General features: G+C 57.2%; 19 protein-coding genes. 10 read left to right on the top strand and 9 right to left on the bottom strand.

From position 1 onward, the window contains the following. The first annotated feature begins 184 nt into the window (after window positions 1-184). Complete coding sequence (locus tag JHC09_RS00810; protein WP_199530440.1) at window positions 185-1,528, top strand: FAD-dependent oxidoreductase; 1,344 nt, start codon at window positions 185-187, stop codon at window positions 1,526-1,528. Continuing rightward, window positions 1,525-2,280 (top strand): DUF1365 domain-containing protein, encoded by a 756-nt coding sequence (locus JHC09_RS00805; protein ID WP_199530439.1) that lies wholly within the window; start codon window positions 1,525-1,527, stop codon window positions 2,278-2,280. Before JHC09_RS00810 ends, JHC09_RS00805 begins: the two co-directional genes overlap by 4 nt. Here JHC09_RS00805 and glp read toward each other — a convergent pair. The 7 genes from glp to JHC09_RS00770 all read right to left on the bottom strand — a co-directional run bounded on the left by glp (window position 2,277) and on the right by JHC09_RS00770 (window position 9,921). Then, a complete protein-coding gene (gene glp, locus JHC09_RS00800; protein ID WP_199530438.1) occupies window positions 2,277-3,470 on the bottom strand; it encodes a gephyrin-like molybdotransferase Glp in 1,194 nt (397 codons plus the stop codon). The two genes, JHC09_RS00805 and glp, sit on opposite strands and share 4 nt — an antisense overlap. Next, on the bottom strand, window positions 3,467-3,946 hold the full coding sequence (gene moaC, locus JHC09_RS00795; RefSeq protein WP_169193925.1) for a cyclic pyranopterin monophosphate synthase MoaC: 480 nt from the start codon (window positions 3,944-3,946) through the stop codon (window positions 3,467-3,469). The genes glp and moaC overlap by 4 nt, the downstream gene beginning before the upstream one ends. After that, window positions 3,946-4,749 (bottom strand): indole-3-glycerol phosphate synthase TrpC, encoded by an 804-nt coding sequence (gene trpC, locus JHC09_RS00790; RefSeq protein ID WP_199530437.1) that lies wholly within the window; start codon window positions 4,747-4,749, stop codon window positions 3,946-3,948. The genes moaC and trpC overlap by 1 nt, the downstream gene beginning before the upstream one ends. Next, a complete protein-coding gene (gene trpD / locus JHC09_RS00785) occupies window positions 4,749-5,765 on the bottom strand; it encodes an anthranilate phosphoribosyltransferase (RefSeq protein WP_210338077.1) in 1,017 nt (338 codons plus the stop codon). Before trpD ends, trpC begins: the two co-directional genes overlap by 1 nt. Further along, window positions 5,765-6,364 (bottom strand): aminodeoxychorismate/anthranilate synthase component II, encoded by a 600-nt coding sequence (locus tag JHC09_RS00780; RefSeq protein WP_169193922.1) that lies wholly within the window; start codon window positions 6,362-6,364, stop codon window positions 5,765-5,767. The genes trpD and JHC09_RS00780 overlap by 1 nt, the downstream gene beginning before the upstream one ends. A 143-nt stretch (window positions 6,365-6,507) precedes the next feature. Further along, on the bottom strand, window positions 6,508-8,016 hold the full coding sequence (gene trpE / locus JHC09_RS00775; protein WP_199530435.1) for an anthranilate synthase component I: 1,509 nt from the start codon (window positions 8,014-8,016) through the stop codon (window positions 6,508-6,510). Between the two features lie 30 nt (window positions 8,017-8,046). Further along, window positions 8,047-9,921, bottom strand: a complete 1,875-nt coding sequence (locus JHC09_RS00770) for a peptidylprolyl isomerase (protein WP_199530434.1) — start codon at window positions 9,919-9,921, stop codon at window positions 8,047-8,049. Between the two features lie 123 nt (window positions 9,922-10,044). On the opposite strand from JHC09_RS00770, the gene tpiA reads away from it, so the two are divergent. From tpiA to JHC09_RS00735, 7 genes are all read left to right on the top strand, one after another. Further along, window positions 10,045-10,797: a triose-phosphate isomerase gene (gene tpiA, locus JHC09_RS00765; RefSeq protein ID WP_282567639.1), complete on the top strand. Its 753-nt coding sequence runs from the start codon at window positions 10,045-10,047 to the stop codon at window positions 10,795-10,797. Window positions 10,798-10,938: 141 nt separating this feature from the next. Beyond that, a complete protein-coding gene (gene secG / locus JHC09_RS00760) occupies window positions 10,939-11,358 on the top strand; it encodes a preprotein translocase subunit SecG (RefSeq protein ID WP_169193918.1) in 420 nt (139 codons plus the stop codon). A 113-nt stretch (window positions 11,359-11,471) separates the two neighbouring features. Further along, window positions 11,472-13,100 (top strand): CTP synthase, encoded by a 1,629-nt coding sequence (locus JHC09_RS00755; RefSeq protein ID WP_169193917.1) that lies wholly within the window; start codon window positions 11,472-11,474, stop codon window positions 13,098-13,100. A gap of 137 nt (window positions 13,101-13,237) precedes the next feature. After that, window positions 13,238-14,125 carry a hypothetical protein gene (locus tag JHC09_RS00750; RefSeq protein ID WP_199530433.1) on the top strand — a complete coding sequence of 296 codons (888 nt, stop codon included), beginning with the start codon at window positions 13,238-13,240 and terminating at the stop codon, window positions 14,123-14,125. A 366-nt stretch (window positions 14,126-14,491) separates the two neighbouring features. Next, entirely contained in the window at window positions 14,492-15,016 is a 525-nt protein-coding gene (locus JHC09_RS00745; RefSeq protein ID WP_199530432.1) for a hypothetical protein, read from the top strand. An 85-nt stretch (window positions 15,017-15,101) separates the two neighbouring features. Beyond that, window positions 15,102-15,278 carry a DUF4169 family protein gene (locus JHC09_RS00740; protein WP_169193915.1) on the top strand — a complete coding sequence of 59 codons (177 nt, stop codon included), beginning with the start codon at window positions 15,102-15,104 and terminating at the stop codon, window positions 15,276-15,278. Between the two features lie 154 nt (window positions 15,279-15,432). Beyond that, entirely contained in the window at window positions 15,433-16,722 is a 1,290-nt protein-coding gene (locus JHC09_RS00735; protein ID WP_199530431.1) for an MFS transporter, read from the top strand. A 36-nt stretch (window positions 16,723-16,758) separates the two neighbouring features. Here JHC09_RS00735 and JHC09_RS00730 read toward each other — a convergent pair whose 3' ends face one another. After that, window positions 16,759-17,475 (bottom strand): hypothetical protein, encoded by a 717-nt coding sequence (locus JHC09_RS00730; RefSeq protein WP_199530430.1) that lies wholly within the window; start codon window positions 17,473-17,475, stop codon window positions 16,759-16,761. Window positions 17,476-17,641: 166 nt separating this feature from the next. Next, on the bottom strand, window positions 17,642-18,073 hold the full coding sequence (locus JHC09_RS00725) for a VOC family protein (RefSeq protein WP_248308825.1): 432 nt from the start codon (window positions 18,071-18,073) through the stop codon (window positions 17,642-17,644). 179 nt (window positions 18,074-18,252) lie between these two features. Between JHC09_RS00725 and eno the strand changes: the two genes are divergently transcribed. Next, complete coding sequence (gene eno, locus JHC09_RS00720) at window positions 18,253-19,530, top strand: phosphopyruvate hydratase (protein WP_199530428.1); 1,278 nt, start codon at window positions 18,253-18,255, stop codon at window positions 19,528-19,530. The last annotated feature ends 266 nt before the right edge of the window (window positions 19,531-19,796 follow it).

The following is a 19,796-nucleotide window of genomic DNA, read 5'->3' as shown; positions in this document are numbered from 1 at the left end:
TCTCGCACGGTCCCGTATCGGGGTAAATCGCAAGTGTCATGCCTCAATTACGGCATCACATAAAACTTGGATCACTCGCCGCTCAGGAAAAAATGGCGGCAGCGAGAAAGCTCTGCGTCACCTTTGATGATCCAATCGCGTTGTATCTGCGTAGTGCTGATGACACTTCAAGGGACCTCTATATATGTATCATGAACCTGCACCGTTCTCTGGCGCTCAACCGCTCCGTCAAAGGATCGCTGTTGTGGGGAGTGGTATCTCCGGATTGTCGGCCGCCTGGCTCCTGAGCAAAACCAACGACGTCGTCTTGTATGAAGCGGCAGAGCGTCTGGGCGGGCACTCCAACACCATTGACGTTCCGGGCACCGGGCCGGTGGACACGGGGTTCATCGTCTATAACAATAAGAATTACCCCAATCTCGAAGCCATGTTCGATCACCTTGGCGTTGCCAGTGAGCGGACGGTGATGTCCTTTGCAGCTTCGCTGGACAATGGCGAGTTTGAATATTGCGGCGAGGGGCTCAATGGCATGTTGGGTCAGCGCCGGAACATGTTCCGCAAGCGCTTCTGGCAATTGTTCCGCGATATTCTGCGTTTCTATCGCGAAGCGCCGCGCGATCTCTCGCGCAGTGAAATTCGCGGACTGACCGTGGACGAATATCTACGCCGCCAAAACTACTCAGACTCTTTCGTTGATGGGCATCTGCTGCCGATGGCGGCGGCGATCTGGTCATCCAGCGCTGAAGACATTCGCTCTTACCCGCTGCTAGCCTTCGTGCGCTTCTTTGAAAGCCATGGCCTGCTCACGCTGTTGCAGCGCCCCGATTGGCGCACGGTGACAGGCGGGAGCCGTAATTACGTGCAAACGCTTGCACGCGAATTTGCTGGCGAAATCCGGCTCAATACGCCAGTCGCCAAGGTGGTTCGCGACGGGCGTGGCGTGACAGTTATTGACCGGACTGGACATTCAGATCGTTTCGATAAAATCTTGATCGCCAGCCATGCGGATCAGGCTCTGGCAATGCTCGATGCACCAGATGCGAGCGAGCAGGCTTTGCTCGGCGCGTTCCGCTACACCCACAATTTGGCTGTCGTCCACAAGGACAAAAGCTTCATGCCGCGCCGGCGTAATATCTGGTGCTGCTGGAATTATGTCGGCGAAAATGACGGCCACACCGAAAGCCTGTGCGTTACCTATTGGATGAACGCGCTGCAGAATTTCAAGGGTGACGATATTTTTGTGACCCTCAATCCGGCGCGCGAAGCGGAAGGGGAAATCGCTCGTTTCGACTACACCCATCCATTGTTCGATTCCGCCGCCATTCACGCGCAGGAAAACCTCTGGCGCATTCAGGGCCTGCAGAACACGTTTTACGCGGGGGCGCATTTCGGTCGTGGTTTCCACGAGGATGGTTTGCAGTCGGGACTTGCGGCGGCGGAAGCCATGGGTTCGCTGCCACGGCCTTGGTCGGTCAAGAACCAGTCTGGCCGGATTACGCTGGCACCGGCGGAAGCTCTGGTGGCATGACGCAAATCGTCAATTCGGCGATCTATGTTGGGGAGGTGGTGCATCAGCGCCATCGCCCCAAAAAACACGCGCTGAAGTACCGTGTTTTCTCCCTGCTCATCGATCTCGACGAACTGCCTGAGCTCAATACACTCAAGCACTTTGGGCATAATCGACGGGCTCTGTTCTCGTTTCTCGATGCGGACCATGGGGATGGTGGCAGTCTTCGAGACTGGGCAGAAGGGAAGCTGACGGAGGCAGGGTTTGCCAAGCCGACACGCATCCGCGTTTTGTGCTATCCGCGCATTTTGGGTTACGTGTTCAACCCGTTGACCGTCTGGTACTGCGACGATGAAAATGGCGCGCCAATAGCGACCATTTATGAGGTCCATAATACGTTTAAAGAGCGGCACACCTATGTGCTGGGCGCTAACGATATCGAACAGAGCGCCGAGAAGGGTTTTTACGTTTCGCCCTTTATCGATATGGATTGCGTCTATAATTTCCGCTTGGTTTTGCCCGGCGAGCGGGTGATGGTGGCCATCAACGAGACTCAAAATCAGGAACCACTGCTTTACGCGGCTTTCACCGGAGTACGGCAGGATTTTTCTGATAAGGTTCTGAAGTCGCTATTCTTTTCGCACCCATTGATGACGCTCAAGGTTACGGGTGGGATCTATGTGGAGGCGCTAAAGCTGCTCTCCAAGGGGATCAAAATTCGCTGGCACACGGGACGGAAAAAGCCCGCAGCGGCGAGCCAGCGTATCTCTTAAATTGGCAGGGCGCGGACCAGCGCGCCTTCAGCTTGGCCAGGGTCATGCTCAGGCTGAATGATCAGCATATCGGCTTGAGAGAGCGACGATGTATGGCCGCTGTCGGTCTGGGAAATTGGTAACAATTTCGGCCCCATAGCGGTGTGGATGAGCTTGGCACGCATGAAATGGCGGCGGGCTGTGTTCGGTGGCGTTGGTGCCGCCAATGGTAACGTCCAGGCTTCGGCCTGAGCCTGCCCAAGCCAATGACGAAGCGCCGGCACGATGAACACGAGCGCGGTGACCATGGCCGAAACCGGATTGCCCGGAAGCCCGAAGACGAGTGTTCTGCCGCGTGTACCGAACATCAGCGGCTTGCCGGGACGCATGTTGATGCGCCAGAAATCCAGTTCGACACCGAGGTCTTTGAGCGCGCCTTGAACGAGGTCGTGTTCGCCGACCGAGGCACCACCGGTGGTGATGACAATGTCGGGTTCACTGGCAAAAACAACAGCAAGTCGGTTACGCAACACATCGTCATCATCCGGGATAATGCCGAAATCGTCGACGCTCGAGGCGTAAGGCGAGAGCAGAGCGCTCAGGCCAAATGAGTTCGACGCGACGATCTGATCTGGCCCGAGTGGATTGCCGGGGAGAACCAGTTCGTCGCCGGTGGCGACCAGAGCGATCTTGGGCCGTTGGGCAACTGTGAGCGTGGCGCAATTGGCGGCAGCAGCGACAGCGATCTGCATCGGTGTCAGCTGGGTGCCGGCTTCCAGCAACACTTGTCCGGTGTGAAAATCGTTACCCTTGGGGCGAACGCTGTGGCCAAAACGGGCAGGGGCGGTGAAGCGGACGAAATCCCCTTCGCGCACTGCTTCTTCCTGCATGATGACTGTATCGGCGCCGGGTGGAACGGGCGCGCCGGTGAAAATGCGCACGGCTTCGCCTGCGCCAACTGCACCCGAAAACCCCGCGCCCGCTTGCGACATGCCGATGACGCGCAACAAGGCGGTTTCGGTAACGTCCGCAGCATGCATGGCGTAGCCGTCCATGGCGCTGGCGTCAAAAGGAGGCTGGTCATGCAGGGCTATGACTGGGCCTGCGAGCACACGACCAAGAGCGTCCTGTAAAGCGACTGTTTCCGATTGGAACGCAGGAACGCGGGCAAGAATAGCAGTTAGGGCGTCGTCGACAGGGAGAAGGCTCATGGTGTGCGCTGATAATCGCCGGATTTGCCGCCGGATTTTTCCACCAAGCAGAGGTCTGAGATGACCATAGCGCGGTCGATACCCTTTGCCATGTCGTAAAGGGTCAATGCTGTGGTCGACGCGGCGACCAAAGCTTCCATTTCGACGCCGGTCTGGCCCGTGGTCTCGGCGGTGACGCGGATGAGAATTGAGGTGTCGCTATCGCCCTCGATCTCGACGCTAACCTTGGTTAGTGGGATCGGGTGACAGAGAGGGATGACGTCGGCGGTCTTTTTCGCAGCCATAATGCCAGCAACGCGCGCAACGGCGAGGGCATCGCCCTTTTTAAGGCCGCCACCGAGTATGGTCGTGATGGTGCTGGCTTCGCCATTGAGCCGTGCCTGTGCGACGGCACGGCGGCGTGTAACCGCTTTGTCACCAATGTCGACGATGTGGGCCTCGCCCTTGGCATTCAGGTGGGTAAGGCCCTTGGTCATCAAGCTGCGCTGCCGGTAAGGAGGGTGCGGGTTGCAGCGACGACGTCGGACTGACGCATCAGGCTTTCGCCCACGAGGAAGGTGGTGACGCCACAGGTCTGGTCGAGCATTTTGATGTGCTCGTGATTGACGATGCCGCTTTCGCTGACGAGGAGCACGTCATCCGGCACGCCCGTGGCAAGCTTGACGGTGGTGTCGAGCGTGGTTTCAAAGGTGCGCAGATTGCGATTGTTGACGCCAATGAACTTGCCATCCAGCGCCAGAGCGCGGTCGAGTTCGAGCTGGTCATGCACTTCGATCAGCGCATCCATGCCCCACTCGTCAGCCGAGTCGAGGAGATAGCGCGCGGTGTCGTCGCCGACGGCGGCGAGAATGATGAGAATGCAGTCTGCGCCCCAGGCGCGGGCTTCGGCGACCTGATAGGTTTCAAAGAGGAAGTCTTTGCGCAGGGCCGGGAGATTGGTGGCGCCGCGCGCTTCAATCAAAAACTCCGGCTTGCCTTGAAAGCTTGGGCCGTCGGTGAGGACGGACAAACAGGCCGCGCCAGCGGCTTCGTAGTCCCGGGCGTGTTGTGCTGGGTTGAAGTCGGGGCGAATGAGACCCTTGGAGGGGCTCGCCTTTTTGACTTCTGCGATCAGGCCGTATTCGCCTGCGCGACGCTTGGCTTTGAGCGCATTGAGGAAGCCGCGAGGCTTGGGCTGATCGTGCGCTTGGGCCACGACCTCGTTCCAAGGACGAGCCGCTTTGGCGGCTTCAATTTCCTGGCGCTTATAATGCTCGATCTGCTTGAGAATATCAGTCATCACGCTCGTCCGTTCGATACCGCCACGAGGCGGGCGAGGGTTTGTTTTGCGTTCCCGCTGTCGATGGCATGTGCGGCCATTGCAGCGCCTTGTTTTAGGTCTTCGGCCTTGTCGGCCACAATCATTGCCGCAGCGACGTTGAGGAGGACGATGTCACGATAAGCGCCGGGTGCACCGTCCAGCAAAGCATGGATGGCCTGAGCGTTCTCTTCAGGAGTTCCTCCCAGAATCTCCTCAAGCGGATACTGCTTGAGCCCCGCTTGCTCAGGATAGACCTCAAAGCTGCGCAGGTCGCCATTGGCAATTTGGCCTACAAAACTCTTGCCGGTGATGGTGAGTTCGTCCAACCCATCCGAGCCATAAACGACCCATGCCTTGGTGGCGCGATTGGCGAGAAGGGCTTGAGCAACCGGCTCGACCCATTCTTCAGCGAAGACGCCGAGGACGTAACGGCGCACGCCTGCAGGGTTCGATTGTGGGCCCAAGAGGTTGAACATGGTGCGAACACCGAGTTCAGCGCGGGCCGGGCCGACGTGTTTCATCGATTGATGGTGATTGGGCGCAAACATGAAGCCGATGCCGGCTTCGGTGATGCAGCGAGTAATTTCGGCCGGGGCCAGATCGAGCTTGATGCCGAGGGCTTCAAGCGCTTGCGAGGAGCCGGATTTGGACGACAGCGCGCGATTGCCATGCTTGGCCACTGGGACGCCGAGCGCGGCAGTGACGATGGCGGAAGCTGTCGAGATATTGAGGGTGCCGTGACCATCGCCGCCTGTGCCGACAATGTCGACGGCGTCTTCCGGGGCTTCGACTGGGATCATTTTTTCGCGCAGGATCGAGACTGCAGCGGCGATTTCGCCAGAGGTCTCGCCCTTGATGCGCATGCCCATGAGGAAGGCGCCAGTCTGTGCGGCTGTCGCTTCGCCGGACATGATGATGCGCATAACTGAGCGCATTTCTTCGCCCGTAAGATCCTTGCCGGAAGCGATTTTGCCGAGGGCTTGCTTGATATCCATCACGCGGCCTTTCGGGCGTTGAAATCACGGGCAAGGTTCAGGAAGTTTTGCAGCATGGCGTGGCCATTTTCGCTGGCAATGCTTTCCGGGTGGAACTGCACGCCGTGAATGGGCAGTGACTTGTGCTGCATGCCCATGATCAGGCCATCATCGGTGGTGGCGGTGACTTCAAGCTCATCAGGCAGCGTGTCGGCCTTGACGATGAGCGAGTGATAGCGCGTGGCGTCAAACCCAGCATTGAGGCCACGGAAAAGCCCCTTGCCGGTGTGATTGATCTTGCTAGTCTTGCCATGGAACAGGGTTGGGGCGCGGACAACATCGCCGCCGAGAGCCTGGCCAATGGCCTGATGGCCGAGGCAGACGCCGAGCATGGGGATTTCACCCTTGAAGCGCTCGATAACGTCGAGGCAGACGCCGGCTTCGGTGGGTGTGCAGGGGCCGGGCGAGAGCACGATGGCCTCGGGGGTCATTTCGGCGATCTCATCGAGCGTGATCTTGTCGTTGCGCTTGACGGTGATGTCAGCGCCGAGCTCGGCGAGATAGTGGACGAGGTTGTAGGTGAAGCTGTCGTAGTTATCGATAACGAGGGTCTTGGTCATTGCACTCAAGTCCTGAGGTGTCTGAAAACGAAAACACCGGGCTCTCTCGCCAAAGCGAAACGCCCTGTTTCAGCACCAGCCTCGCCATCGAAAATCCATGTCAGACCTATCTCTTGCGTCTACAACCACGGAATGAGCCAGCATTATTGGCCCACTCTCGGTTCGCCTGCATATCGTAGCGCTTCTTCAGCAGCGCTGAAAAGGGCTCTCGCCTTATTCTGGCATTCTAGTTGTTCAAGTTCGGGCTTGCTGTCGGCAACAATGCCCGCCCCAGACTGAACGTAAAGCTTGCCGTCCTTCACGATGCCGGTGCGCAGGACGATACAGGTGTCCATTGTGCCATCGGCGCCGAAGTAGCCGACGCAACCGCCGTAAATGCCGCGGCGGGACTGTTCCAGCTCGTCGATGATTTCCATAGCGCGGACCTTTGGCGCGCCAGACACCGTGCCAGCCGGGAAGCCAGCAGAGAGCGCATCAACGAAGTCGTTGACGGGGTCGAGTTCACCCACAACGTTGGAAACGATGTGCATGACGTGGGAATAATATTCGAGGAAGAATTTGTCCGTGACTTTTACCGTGCCCGGCTTGGCGACGCGACCAACGTCGTTGCGGCCGAGATCGAGCAGCATGAGGTGCTCGGACAATTCCTTTGGATCGGAGAGCAGTTCTTCCGCCAATTCCTGATCGCGGATCGGCGTCGCGCCGCGCTTACGCGTGCCTGCGATTGGACGAATGGTGACTTCGCCATCCTGCACGCGCACCAGAATTTCGGGGCTGGAGCCAGCGACGGCAAAACCACCGAAATCGAGGAAATACATATAGGGGCTTGGATTGGTCCGGCGCAGCGCACGATAGAGCGCGGTCGGGGGCAGGGTGAACTCAGCCGAGAATCGCTGGCTGAGGACGACCTGGAAAATATCGCCAGCCGTGATGTAGTCCTTGGCCTTGGCGACCATGCCGAAGAATTCTTCTTCGGTGGTGTTGCTGGTGACGTCGATGGATTCGAGATCAGCGACTGCGGGCGTGGCTGGCAGAGCGCGTGACAGGCGCGCAATTGCATCATCGATACGATCTTCGGCCGCTGCAAGCGCCTGCGCCGCCGAGACGCCGTCTTTCACATAGACGGGTGCGGTGAGGTAAAGTTCATCCTTGAGCGTGTCGAAAATCGCCAGCAGGGATGGGCGCATCAGCACCGCTTCAGGGGTGCCGAGTTCATCAGGATTGCTGTTGGGCAGGCGCTCCATATAGCGCACCATTTCATAGCCCAAATAGCCGAAGACGCCTGCCGATTGGGGCGGCAACTGGCTCGGCATGTCGATGGCGCTTTCGGCCACGAGATCACGCAGAGCATCGAGCGGAAGTGCGTCGACAGGCACGAAGGCGTCGGGATCGGTTTGGGCGGAGCGATTGATCGAGGCGGTGCCGTTTTCGACCTTGAGCAGCAGATCTGGCTGAAGACCGATGATCGAATACCGACCACGCTTGGTGCCGTCCTGAACACTTTCCAAAAGAAAGGTGTGGGTGCGGTCTGCTGCCAGCTTCAGATAGGTGCCGATCGGCGTCTCAAGGTCTGCCACGATGCGACGCCAGACGATGCCAGACTTTCCTGCGTCGTATTGGGCGCTGAATGTCTGAGCAAAGTCGGGCGTCATTTTGTAGTTTCCGAGAGTTGAAAGGAACCGTTACTGGCCGAAGTTCTGGGTGATGATGTTGGTCATCGCCTGTTCGTTCACACGAACGCCAGCGTCATCACGTACGGCGCTGATAAAGTCACCGAAGAGATCGTTCTGGACTTCAGCGTTGAGATTATCAACGATTTCAGCCTGCAGAGGGTCTGCTGGTGTCGAGTTGTCCATCACTTCGAAGACGATGAATTCGCCGTTCTGATTGATGACCGTACCGCGGTGCTCTGCGCCGCCAGCGAAGACGGCTGCGGCTGTGACCTGGTCAATCGTGCCATCTTCCGAGCCGAAGCGCGTGAAGGGCGAGCTGATCTGCGGGAAGGTCGAGAGGCTCATCGCGATGTCGGAGAGCGTTTCGCCAGCGTCGAGACGCGCGACGATGTCTTCGCCAAGCGCAGTCATTGCCACTTCGACGCGTTCCTGCGTGATGGCTGCAGTGATTTCTTCGCGCACTTCCTCGAAGGTTTCGTCGCGGACTGGTGCGATGTTGAGCAGGTCGAACCAAACGTGGGCGTTGCCAGTCACAGGAATAGCTGGGGTCAGCTTGTCCATCTGCGCGGCAAAGATCGCCTGCGAAACGCGGTTGCGGTCGTCGTTTGCAAGGTTCGGCAAGACGGAGAGCTCAGCACCGGACGCGGTGAGGTCAACTTCATAAACCGGCAGGTTGAAGCGTTCTGCAATCTGGTCGAGCGGCTGGAAGGCTGCACGCAGCTCTTCAACTTGATCGAGGATTTCGTTGACTTCGGTACGAGCCTTGGCCTGAGCCAGACGGGTCTTAATCTGCTCGCTTGCTTCTTCCAGCGTTGGGCGGGCTTCAGCAATGATTTCCGAAACATAGACAGCGCGCTCGCCGCCAATGCCCGGGATGATCGCAAACTCACCCGCGTTGAGAGCGAAAGCCGCGTCGCCAAGGCGAGCGTCGTTTATGGCGCTGCGTGGCAGGGTGCCGAGAGTGGTTGGGGTTACACCCGCCTGAGCAACGAGGTCTTCAAACGTCGCGCCGCTGGCAAGACCCTCTGCAAAGGCGGTCTGCAGTTCAGGCGTGTTGAGAACCAACTGCTGAATAGTCCGCTGCTCTGGGGTCGTCAGGTTCGCGCTGGTCGCTTCGTACTCGGCCGCAATGTCAGCTTCCGGCACGTCGATCGTCGCAGCGAGCGCCGGAATCGACAGGTCGAACAAACGAACTTTACGGGTTTCGATGGTACGGTATTCGCTCTGATGCTCGGCGAGATAAGCCTTCAGCTCTTCTTCGGTCGGCTCAGCTGGCGTTTCGATATTTGCATCGGTGAGTGCAAAATAATCGATAGCGCGGGTGGTGTTGGCGTAGCTGTTGATCAGGTTAGCGGCCACACTGGGCAGTTTGGTGTGGACAAACATAGCCTGGGTTAGTTGCTCGCGCTGCGCCATGCTCGTCGCGGAGTCAAAATATTCGGCCTCCGTCATGCCAGAGTTTTGCAACACGGCGCGGAAAACCTGCGGATCAAAATTGCCCAAGGTGCCGAAGAAGGATGGATCTTCACGCAGAAGCTGCGCGAGCTTGGCTTCGGTGACGCCCAGACCAAAGCTGTTCGAAAGAGAATCAATCGCAGCTTCGTTGGCCAGACGCATCAGCACCGAAGAAGGTACGCCCATTGCGCTTGCCTGACTGGTCGTCGGCATGGTGCCCATGGTCTGTGTCAGCTGGTTCAGCTGCTGCTGATAGGTGCGGAAAAAGTCTTTGCCGCTGATCTCTTCATCGCCCACTCGGCCAACGGTATTGCTGCCAAGATCGAGAATAACATTGTTGATCCCGAAACCAGCGACGCCCACGAGCAAAAACGCGCCCATGATCTTACCAGGCCAAGATTTTGCAAAACCGCGCAAACCATCGAGCATTTCGTACGTTCCAGTTCCTTGCCCAGTCCCTTACCAAACGTGTAAGGGCAGATGAGTAGAGACAATCCGACTTGCGGGGTTATGGCAAACCCCTCGTCGGCGCAAGAGGTAGGAGCACTTCAATTGACCACCATTACACCGTTGATCGCGGGAAATTGGAAGATGAACGGGCTCAAGCAGTCCCTCTCAGAGATTAGTGAACTCGCACAATTATTGACAACAGGCGAGGCTCCACGCGCTTTGGTATGCATTTGCCCGCCCGCAACTTTGTTGCATGCAGTGGCGGAGCAGGGGGCTTCTAGTGGCATTTTGGCCGGTGGACAGGATTGTCACACGGCAAATGCTGGTGCGCACACGGGCGATATTTCCGTTTCGATGTTGGCAGACGCTGGTGCCCAATATGTGATCGTGGGCCATTCGGAGCGCCGTGCCGACCACGGCGAAAGCGACGACATGGTTCGCGCCAAGGCAGAAGCTGCCATTGGTGCAGGTTTGAAGCCGATTGTCTGTGTTGGTGAAAGCGAAGCACAGCGCGATGCTGGGCAAGCTGTGAGCGTTGTTGCTGCACAGTTGGCAGCGTCATTGCCTGATGCGGCCGGGCAGCACAGTGTTGTGGTGGCTTATGAGCCAATCTGGGCGATTGGCACGGGTCGCACTCCGAACTCGGCTGATATCGCAGAAATTCACGACGCTATCCGTGCGCAGTTGGTTGAGCGCTTTGGGGAGACCGGCGCGACGATCCAGATTCTTTATGGTGGATCGCTGAAACCGCAGAACGCTCGCGAGATTTTGGCCATTGAAAATGTCAATGGTGGGCTCGTCGGGGGCGCAAGCCTCTTGGCAAAAGACTTCTATACTATTATCTCGGCGGTATAGATCAGGCGAAGCGCCACTCGGTTCCGTTGAAAATTCACGGACCGGCTGGCATTTGCCGTTCGACGGGTGTAAGAGCCCGACATCCTTTTCAACCTGAGCAGTGCCTTGGCATGCTCAGAATGACGCGAAGACAGAAGTTCAATGGCCAACGTCCTGCTAGTCGCCTATCTGCTGATCGTGCTGGCGCTGATCGTCGTTATCTTGATCCAGCGCTCAGAGGGCGGTGCCCTTGGTATTGGCGGTAGCAACTCCGGTGGGGGTCTCGTATCCGCGCGCGGATCGGCAAACCTGCTGACCCGCACGACCGCTATTCTGGCAACCCTGTTTTTTGTTTCTGCAATCGGCCTGACCATTCTGGCAGAGCTGGATCGCGGCACCTCAAGCATTCTCGATAATGCTGTCACCAACTCCGATGGCTCCCAGCCTTCGACCGTTCTTGACGCATTGAATGCTCTGCAAGGTGATCTTCCTGTTCCTGCGGCTCCGGCGCAGTCGGCCACAGACCTACCGGTCCCAGTGGCTCCGGCTGAAGCTCCGGCAGCACCTGCAACAGGTAACTGATCTGCCGAAAGGCTAGTTTGAACAAGGGGATGGAAACATCCCCTTGTTTCTTTTGTGTAGTGCACGAAAACGTGCTCTGCGAATCGTCAATATTATGCTTATGGTGATCGCCCATGGCTCGGTACGTTTTTATCACCGGAGGCGTGGTTTCCTCCCTTGGCAAAGGTCTCGCTTCAGCAGCACTCGGTGCTGTTCTGCAAGCACGCGGATATAAGGTCCGCCTGCGTAAGCTTGACCCCTATCTCAACATTGATCCCGGCACGATGTCGCCGACACAACACGGCGAAGTGTTTGTCACCGACGACGGCGCGGAGACCGATCTCGATCTCGGTCACTACGAACGCTTCACTGGCCGCGCGGCCAATAAGCGTGACAACATCACGTCAGGTCGAATTTATTCGGACCTGCTGAGCAAAGAACGCCGGGGCGAGTTCCTGGGCGCGACTGTTCAGGTGATCCCGCACGTTACGGACTCGATCAAGAATTTCGTTCTCGAAGGCAACGAAGACTTCGACTTCGTTCTGGTCGAAATCGGTGGCACTGTCGGTGACATTGAAGGCTTGCCCTTCTTTGAAGCGATCCGTCAGCTCGGCAATGATTTGCCGCGCGGTCACACCTGCTATCTGCATCTGACCCTGATGCCGTACATTCCGTCCGCAGGTGAACTCAAGACCAAGCCGACGCAGCACTCCGTCAAGGAACTGCGCTCGATTGGTATTGCGCCAGACGTTCTGCTGGTCCGTTGCGATCGTCCGATCCCAGAAGGCGAAAAGAAGAAGCTGTCGCTGTTCTGTAACGTGCGTGAAAGCGCCGTTATTCAGGGCCTCGATGTCGCCTCGATCTACGACGTTCCAATGGCCTATCACAACGAAGGTCTCGACCGCGAAGTGCTGGCCGCTCTGGGCATCTCCGATGCGCCAGAACCTGATCTGACGGCCTGGAACGAAGTCTCCAAGCGCTTCCACAATCCAGAAGGTGAAGTGAACATTGCCATCGTTGGCAAGTACACCGGCCTCAAGGATGCCTATAAGTCGCTCTCGGAAGCCCTGATCCATGGCGGTATCGCCAACAAGGTGAAGGTCAACCTGCAGTGGATCGACTCGGAAGTCTTCGAGCGTGATGATCCATCGCCATATCTCGAGCATGTTCACGGCATTATGGTGCCGGGCGGCTTCGGCGAACGTGGCGCGGCTGGCAAGATTGAAGCTGCACGCTTTGCGCGCACCAAGGATGTTCCGTACTTCGGTATCTGCTTTGGTATGCAAATGGCTTGCGTTGAGGCTGCGCGGAACACCGCAGGCATCAAGAACGCTTCGTCGACCGAATTCGGTCCGACCAAGGAACCTGTCGTCGGTATGATGACGGAATGGGTCCAGGGCAATGAGAAGGCCACCCGCGAGGAAAATGGCGATCTCGGCGGCACACTGCGTCTTGGCGCTTATCCAGCTCAGCTGGTTCGTGGCTCGCGCGTTGCGGACATTTATGGCACCACTCGCATTACCGAGCGCCATCGTCACCGCTACGAAGTGAACATGGACTACCGCAAGCTTCTGGAGAAGAACGGCCTGCTGTTCTCCGGCGTATCACCAGACGGCACGCTGCCGGAAATTGTTGAGCGCACGGATCACCCTTGGTTCATCGGCGTGCAGTTCCACCCAGAACTCAAGTCCAAGCCATTTGAACCGCATCCGCTGTTCACCAGCTTTATCGCTGCGGCAATGGACCAGAGCCGTCTCGTTTAAGACGAAACGCACACTCTAAATTTTAACCGTCGGGCTTCTCACGAAGTCCGACGTTTTTGTTTTGATCCAGTGACTTGTGGCTTTTCTCGCAACGGTTCGAGGCCTAAACTCGTCGGGCAACTCTTATTGGACGCGTCATGACCCATCCGCGCTTTATTCAGGCTCTCAACCTCGGCACCATCACCAAGCTTCCGGACTGGTCTGCGGGGCCGAAGGGGAGTGCCGCCGAGATCGCGAAAGTGCTGCTGGGGGCAGGGTACACAGGCGTGCAGGGGAGCGATGATCCTGCCTATGGCAAAGCTGGATTGATTACCTATGGATCGAGCCGTGTGGCAGCGCCTGGCGAGGCGTTGGAGGTGCTGCAGCGCCAAGTGGATGCTGGGCACGAGCAAACGACGTTGCATGTCGGCACAGGCTTTGAAACGAATGAACAGGCCTATGCGCTGATCGAGGATATTCTGAGCGCCAGCCAGAAGCTTAATCACGCTGCGCACATCGAAACCCATCGCGCGACGATCACGCAGGATATTTTCCGTACCCTTGGTTGGGTCGAAAAATTCCCCGAAATGACAATCAACGCCGATCTCTCGCACTATTACACTGGGCTTGAGATGCAATATGGCTCGATCCCGGAAAAACTCGAGATCATGAAGCCAATCTTTCGGCGCGTGCGCTTCGTGCATGGCCGGATCGGATCGAGCGGTTGCATCCAAGTGCCGATTGGCGTGGGGCTGCGCGACGAGCCCCATGTCACCCGCTTTGGCTGGATGTGGCAGTATTGCTTTGCGGGGTTCTTGGAAACAGCGGCGGAGGGTGCCGCTATTCCGTTTGCGCCCGAAATCCTGCCCGAAACGGTCGACACGCCAGATGGTCCACTACACATCGAATACGCATTCCCCAATTTGGGCGCCGATGGAACGCTCCGTGAGCTCGGCGACCGTTGGGATCAGGGTTTTAGGCTAACCGATATTGCCAAAGCCGCGTTTGAGCGGGCTCTGGGGCAGGGGTATCGGATCGAACTGTAAGTACGAGTGTCTAGCCAATCTCTTACAGTGCTTAGGGTTGAAGGGGAGTGGCCCTGCAACTCAACACAGCGCGAACGAACATCCGGACCGGTCTCAAGGCGCGCAGCACGCTGTAGCTCGGGTAGTGCTCAGGGGCAGCGAATAAATAACCCCCCTTAATTGGGCCGTTTGTACCTGCTGAAAGCCCTGAATACGGCGAGCGATGTTTTTATCTCACCTTGTGTGCGGCGAAAGGGGCAGATGATCTACGTCACGGTAGAAATGGTGAGTTTCTTGAGTGCCTGCTCCTCTCAAAATTGCCTAAAGCGCTCGTGACAATAATAACAATATGGTCATAATCTTATCTGCTCACAGGGGGTAGGTAAGATGATTGGTTCAGCAGGAAGGTTTGTTGTTGGAAGTTCTGTACTTTGCTTTGTGTCCTTAATTTCGGTGCCGTCCGCTAAAGCTGGGGAACCTTTGGAAGGTTTCCTGCATGGAATGCTGGAGGGCTGCGAATACACAGAGTCGCACTGGGATTTCTTGCGATCCATCGCCAACCCCCACTTTGAAGGCAGTCCACTCATCTATCCCGATGTGGCCGGCGTAACGTTTGGCGAGCTAAAGGTGGAAGATGATGACGGCCTGATCACTCTGACGGTGCCGGTGATGTCGATGTGGCGTGGACTGCTGGTCACGCACATCGGGCTTGAGGCTATGTGGGAAACCGGCGTGCATGTCTCAACCGTCACATTTGGGCAAAGTGAGGATCAGGCGCTTGCCGTGCTCGGTGCCGACGTGGCGCGGTCAAATAAGCTCATTCAAGAATGGGATGATCTGGACGGTGGTTTCAGCGCGGGTATTACAGCGCACAGAGGGCGCGGCGTCCTCTACTGTGATCTGTCCACTTGATGCGTAGGGCGGGGGTGCACAGCATGGGAATGGTGTGGCATAGCTTAGGTGTAATTCCCCGTTCCCTTCCTTAGGACTTGTCCTCATGGCTGAGATTCTATCGCTCTCGAAGGCGCGCAAGGCTAAGGCGAAAGTCGAAAAAGAGACGACTGCCGAGGCAAACCGCTTAAAATTTGGGCGCACCAAAGCAGAGCGCGAGTTGGAAGAGGCGAAGAAATTGCTATCTGACAGACAGATAGATGCGCATAAGCGTGACGAATGAACTTTGCTAAATCGTTGAACTAAAAGTGTAAAACTGTCGCAGTTGCTCCGGGGCGTACTCTGCGGTACTCCGGCCGTAACCGAGGGTTCGGGCGCGCTTATCGGGGGAAGGTGCTTTCGACCTCGTTCCGTTTCGATAGCAATCTGGAATTCAGATGACCTCCGTTAGTGCCTCGCCGAATGCAGCGCCGCAGAAGAACTCGCCTACGCGCGTTCTTGCAGCCAGCATGATCGGCACCACGATCGAATTTTTCGACTTCTACATCTACGCAACAGCTGCGGTTATCGTTTTCCCGCATCTGTTCTTCCCAGCTGGGGACGACACCACTGCGCTTCTGAGCTCGCTCGCGACCTTCGCAATTGCGTTCATCGCGCGTCCTGTGGGTGCTGCATTCTTCGGCCACTATGGTGACCGTATCGGCCGTAAGGCAACGCTGGTTGCTGCGCTGCTGCTGATGGGCATTTCCACTGTCGTTATCGGCCTGCTGCCGACCTATGATCAGGTGGGCGTATGGGCCGCGCTGTTCCTTGCTCTGTGCCGTCTGGGTCAGGGTCTGGGTCTTGGCGGTGAATGGGGCGGCGCTGTTCTGCTCGCCACCGAAAACGCTCCGGAAGACAAGAAGGCCTGGTACGGCATGTTCCCACAGTTGGGCGCGCCGGTTGGCTTCTTCCTCGCGACGATGATCTTCATCGTTCTCGATAAGGTTCTGGGCAACGACGCCTTCATGGACTGGGGCTGGCGCGTGCCGTTCCTGCTCTCGTCGGTTCTCGTTATCGTTGGTCTGATGATCCGTCTCAAGATCACCGAAACGCCAGAATTCGCGAAGGCGATCGAAAAGGCAGAACGCGTTGAAGTGCCATTCTTCGACGTCTTCAAGAACCATAAGATGAGCCTTGTGCTCGGCACCATGGCGGCGCTGGCGACCTTCGTGCTGTTCTACATCATGACCGTGTTCTCGCTGAGCTACGGTACTGCGAACCTTGGCTATGCTCGCGAAGACTTCCTGCTCCTGCAGATGGTCGGCGTGGTGTTCTTCGGACTGTTCATTCCGGTTTCGGCAGTGCTTGCTGACAAGTTCGGCATGCGCAAGGTGATGATCGGCGTTGCAATTTGTATCGCAATCTTCGGTCTGGTTCTCGCGCCAATGTTCGGCTCGGGCAATGTTTGGGGCGTGCTTGCATTCCTCTGCGTAGGCTTTGCGCTCATGGGCATGACCTACGGTCCGCTCGGCACTGCACTGGCAGCACCGTTCCCAACTTCGGTTCGCTACACCGGCGCGTCGCTGACCTTCAACCTTGGTGGCATCTTTGGTGCGTCCTTCGCGCCTTACATCGCGACGCACCTGGCCAATACCTATGGCCTTCACACGGTTGGCTACTACATGATCATCGCAGCGGTGATCACCTTGGTCGCGTTCGGCTTTATCCGCCAAACGTCCGACTAGGCCTAAGCCAAGCTGACCTTTGCGAGCGGCCTGTCCTTAACTGGGTAGGCCGCTTTCTGTTTGGACCTTTAGTGCCCGCGTGGAGCCGAGCACGTATTTGAGATAGGCCATGTTCTGCTCTGCGGTACTGGAAACCACGTGCCCCCCGTTTTTGAGAGGGAGTACGGGGGAACCGGCAATCACTTCTGACCCATCCGCTGCGGTAAGCTTTGTTCCTGCCGCCGCCAATTCGGGATTGTCGGAGAGGTCGAATCCAACAAAGTGCGCCGAAACATGGATGCGCATCTTGCCGTGACTCCCATAGACATCGACGTGATGATGTCGGCTCGTGCCGTAGTGGGAGGGCGAGGTGTGCTCCCAAGCGATTTGATGGGCATGGCTCAGCGCACCATAAGGCATGGCCTCGGCGGCGGTGAAATGATCTTCGCCCTCATGCATGCCACTGCCTTCGGCAGCCAGCGCCCGATCATGGGCAGCATTTGCCTGAATCCGGTTATAGGTCGCGGCATCGTCAAGCCAGCGCGTCATCCGCGTGCAGGTGATCCGGAATTGGACGAGCCCATAAAGACTATTGGGAAAGGCTTGCGACCATTCAGAATTGGTGACAAGCCACTCAACCAAATAGCGCGACTTGTCCGGCCCCAAAACCTGCGGCTCAACCTTTGCTGTCGCCTCGGTCAGAATACTTAGGCCACAACCAGGAAGGTCCAGAGTGGTGCCCGGCATGCTGAACGCCGACGCGGCCAAGTTCACGGGCTCAGCATGTCCCCAGCTGGTCCCGCATATGAGTAGACAAAGCGCTGCCGTTGAAACTCGCAAGACGCGACTCCAGCTTGATGTAGCTATTAACTTAGGGCGAAAATCTTTCGCGATTATGCGCTCTCATGGTGCGTTTTTATCTTTCCAGCGTGTAGGATGCCTACCAATCCACCTGACAGACGACCCCAGATGGTCCGAACTGCATCGACTTTTCGGTGTATTGAAAAATCTCGATTTTGACCCCGCTCGGGTCCGCCAGCCAGCACTGCCAAGTGTGATCTACGCCGAGCTTCTTTGGCGTGACCGCAACGCCATGTCGCGCGGCATTGGCCATGAAGGCATCAATATCGTCGGTCTCAAAACAGATGTGGTTGATCTGATTGCGATCCTCGAATGCCGAATCGCTGCGCAGAAAGACTTCAACGAAGGTGCGATTGCCGAAATCGAGGTAAAACCCGATGCGCTCTTCTCCGCGTTTGAAGTCAAACTTGGGGCTTACGCCAAGAATGTCCCGATAGAATGCCTCTACGGCGCGCAAATCCCGAGCAAATACGCAGGTATGGGCGACCTGTTTTACGAGTGGCTTAGTCAAAACTGTTTCCTCCGCGCCGTTCATCCTCCACAGCACTGTGACATGTTAGTATGCTCTTTGCGGTTATGACAACGTTTCAATCCGGCAGATTTGGCTTTTTTCGTCTGTCCCCCTTCCTTCTGTCACACACTGGGTCTAGAGAGGCACACATCACCAGCGCAACTTCTGGAAGGGCACTCATGGCATCGATTATCCACGTCAATGGCCGTCAAATCTTTGACAGCCGCGGCAATCCCACTGTTGAAGTCGATGTCGTTCTGGACGACGGCAGCTTCGGCCGCGCCGCAGTGCCATCAGGCGCTTCTACCGGTGCCCATGAAGCCGTAGAACTGCGCGACGGCGGCAAGCTCTATTCCGGCAAGGGCGTGACCCAAGCCGTTGAAAACGTCAACTCTGCGCTGGCCGAAGAAATCCTCGGCATGGACGCTTTCGATCAGCTGGCAATCGACCAGGCAATGATCGATCTCGACGGCACCCACAACAAGGGCCGTCTTGGCGCTAACGCCATTCTGGGCGTGTCGCTCGCTGTTGCGAAGGCCGCTGCTGAATCGGCTAACCAGCCACTCTACCGTTACATCGGTGGGCCAAACGCCCATGTTCTGCCTGTGCCGATGATGAACATCATCAATGGCGGCGAGCACGCTGACAATCCAATCGACATGCAGGAATTCATGATCCTGCCAGCTGGCGCAGATTCCATCGCCGACGCTGTCCGTATCGGTTCGGAAATCTTCCACACCCTCAAGAAGGGTCTGTCGGCTGAAGGCCACAACACCAACGTGGGTGACGAAGGCGGTTTCGCGCCAAACCTAGGTTCGGCTGACGAAGCGCTCGGCTTCATCATGCGCTCGATCGAAAAGGCCGGCTATCGCCCAGGCGAAGACGTCTTCATCGGTCTCGACTGCGCGTCGACCGAGTATTTCAAGAACGGCAAGTACGAGATGGTCGGCGAGGGCAAGTCGCTGTCGTCCGACGACAACGTACGTTTCCTCGAAGACCTCGTGAACCGCTTCCCAATCATTACCATCGAAGACGGCATGGCCGAAGACGATTGGGATGGCTGGAAGGCGCTGACCGATGCTATCGGCAAGAAGGTTCAGCTGGTCGGTGACGATCTGTTCGTGACCAACACCGAACGCCTCGTATCGGGCATTAAGATGGGTGTCGCGAACTCGATCCTGGTCAAGGTGAACCAGATCGGTTCTCTGTCTGAAACGCTGAACGCCGTCGATACCGCGCACCGCGCAGGCTACACCTCGGTCATGTCGCACCGTTCGGGTGAAACCGAAGACGCGACCATCGCTGACCTCGCCGTTGCGCTCAACTGCGGTCAGATCAAGACCGGCTCGCTCTCGCGTTCGGACCGTCTGGCGAAGTACAACCAGCTCATCCGTATCGAAGAGGAACTCGGCACGGCAGCGAAGTATGCTGGCTACTCGGTGGTCAAGGGCCGCTAAGCGCTCTTATCGAGTTTTGTAAAATTGAGGCTGGGCAGAAATGCCCGGCTTTTTTTTGTTTTGGGTGGTGGAGCGGTCTCAAGGTGCCGCTCGTGAGCGCTTGCGCTCCATGCTGTCTTCTGGGTGGGGGCAGAGGGCGTGAAAGGGGGAGGAACACCGCTGCGGATTTCGATCCTGAAGTCGCGCGATGTAAAACTCCGGCCCATCAGAGAATAGCGCTGCGCAAATTAGATCGTGTTTTATTTGTTTTGCTGATTTCGGAAATT

Origin of the sequence: Devosia sp. MC532 (assembly GCF_016461625.1) — a bacterium.
Lineage (GTDB): Bacteria > Pseudomonadota > Alphaproteobacteria > Rhizobiales > Devosiaceae > Devosia.
This window is presented reverse-complemented; position numbering and strand designations above follow the sequence as displayed.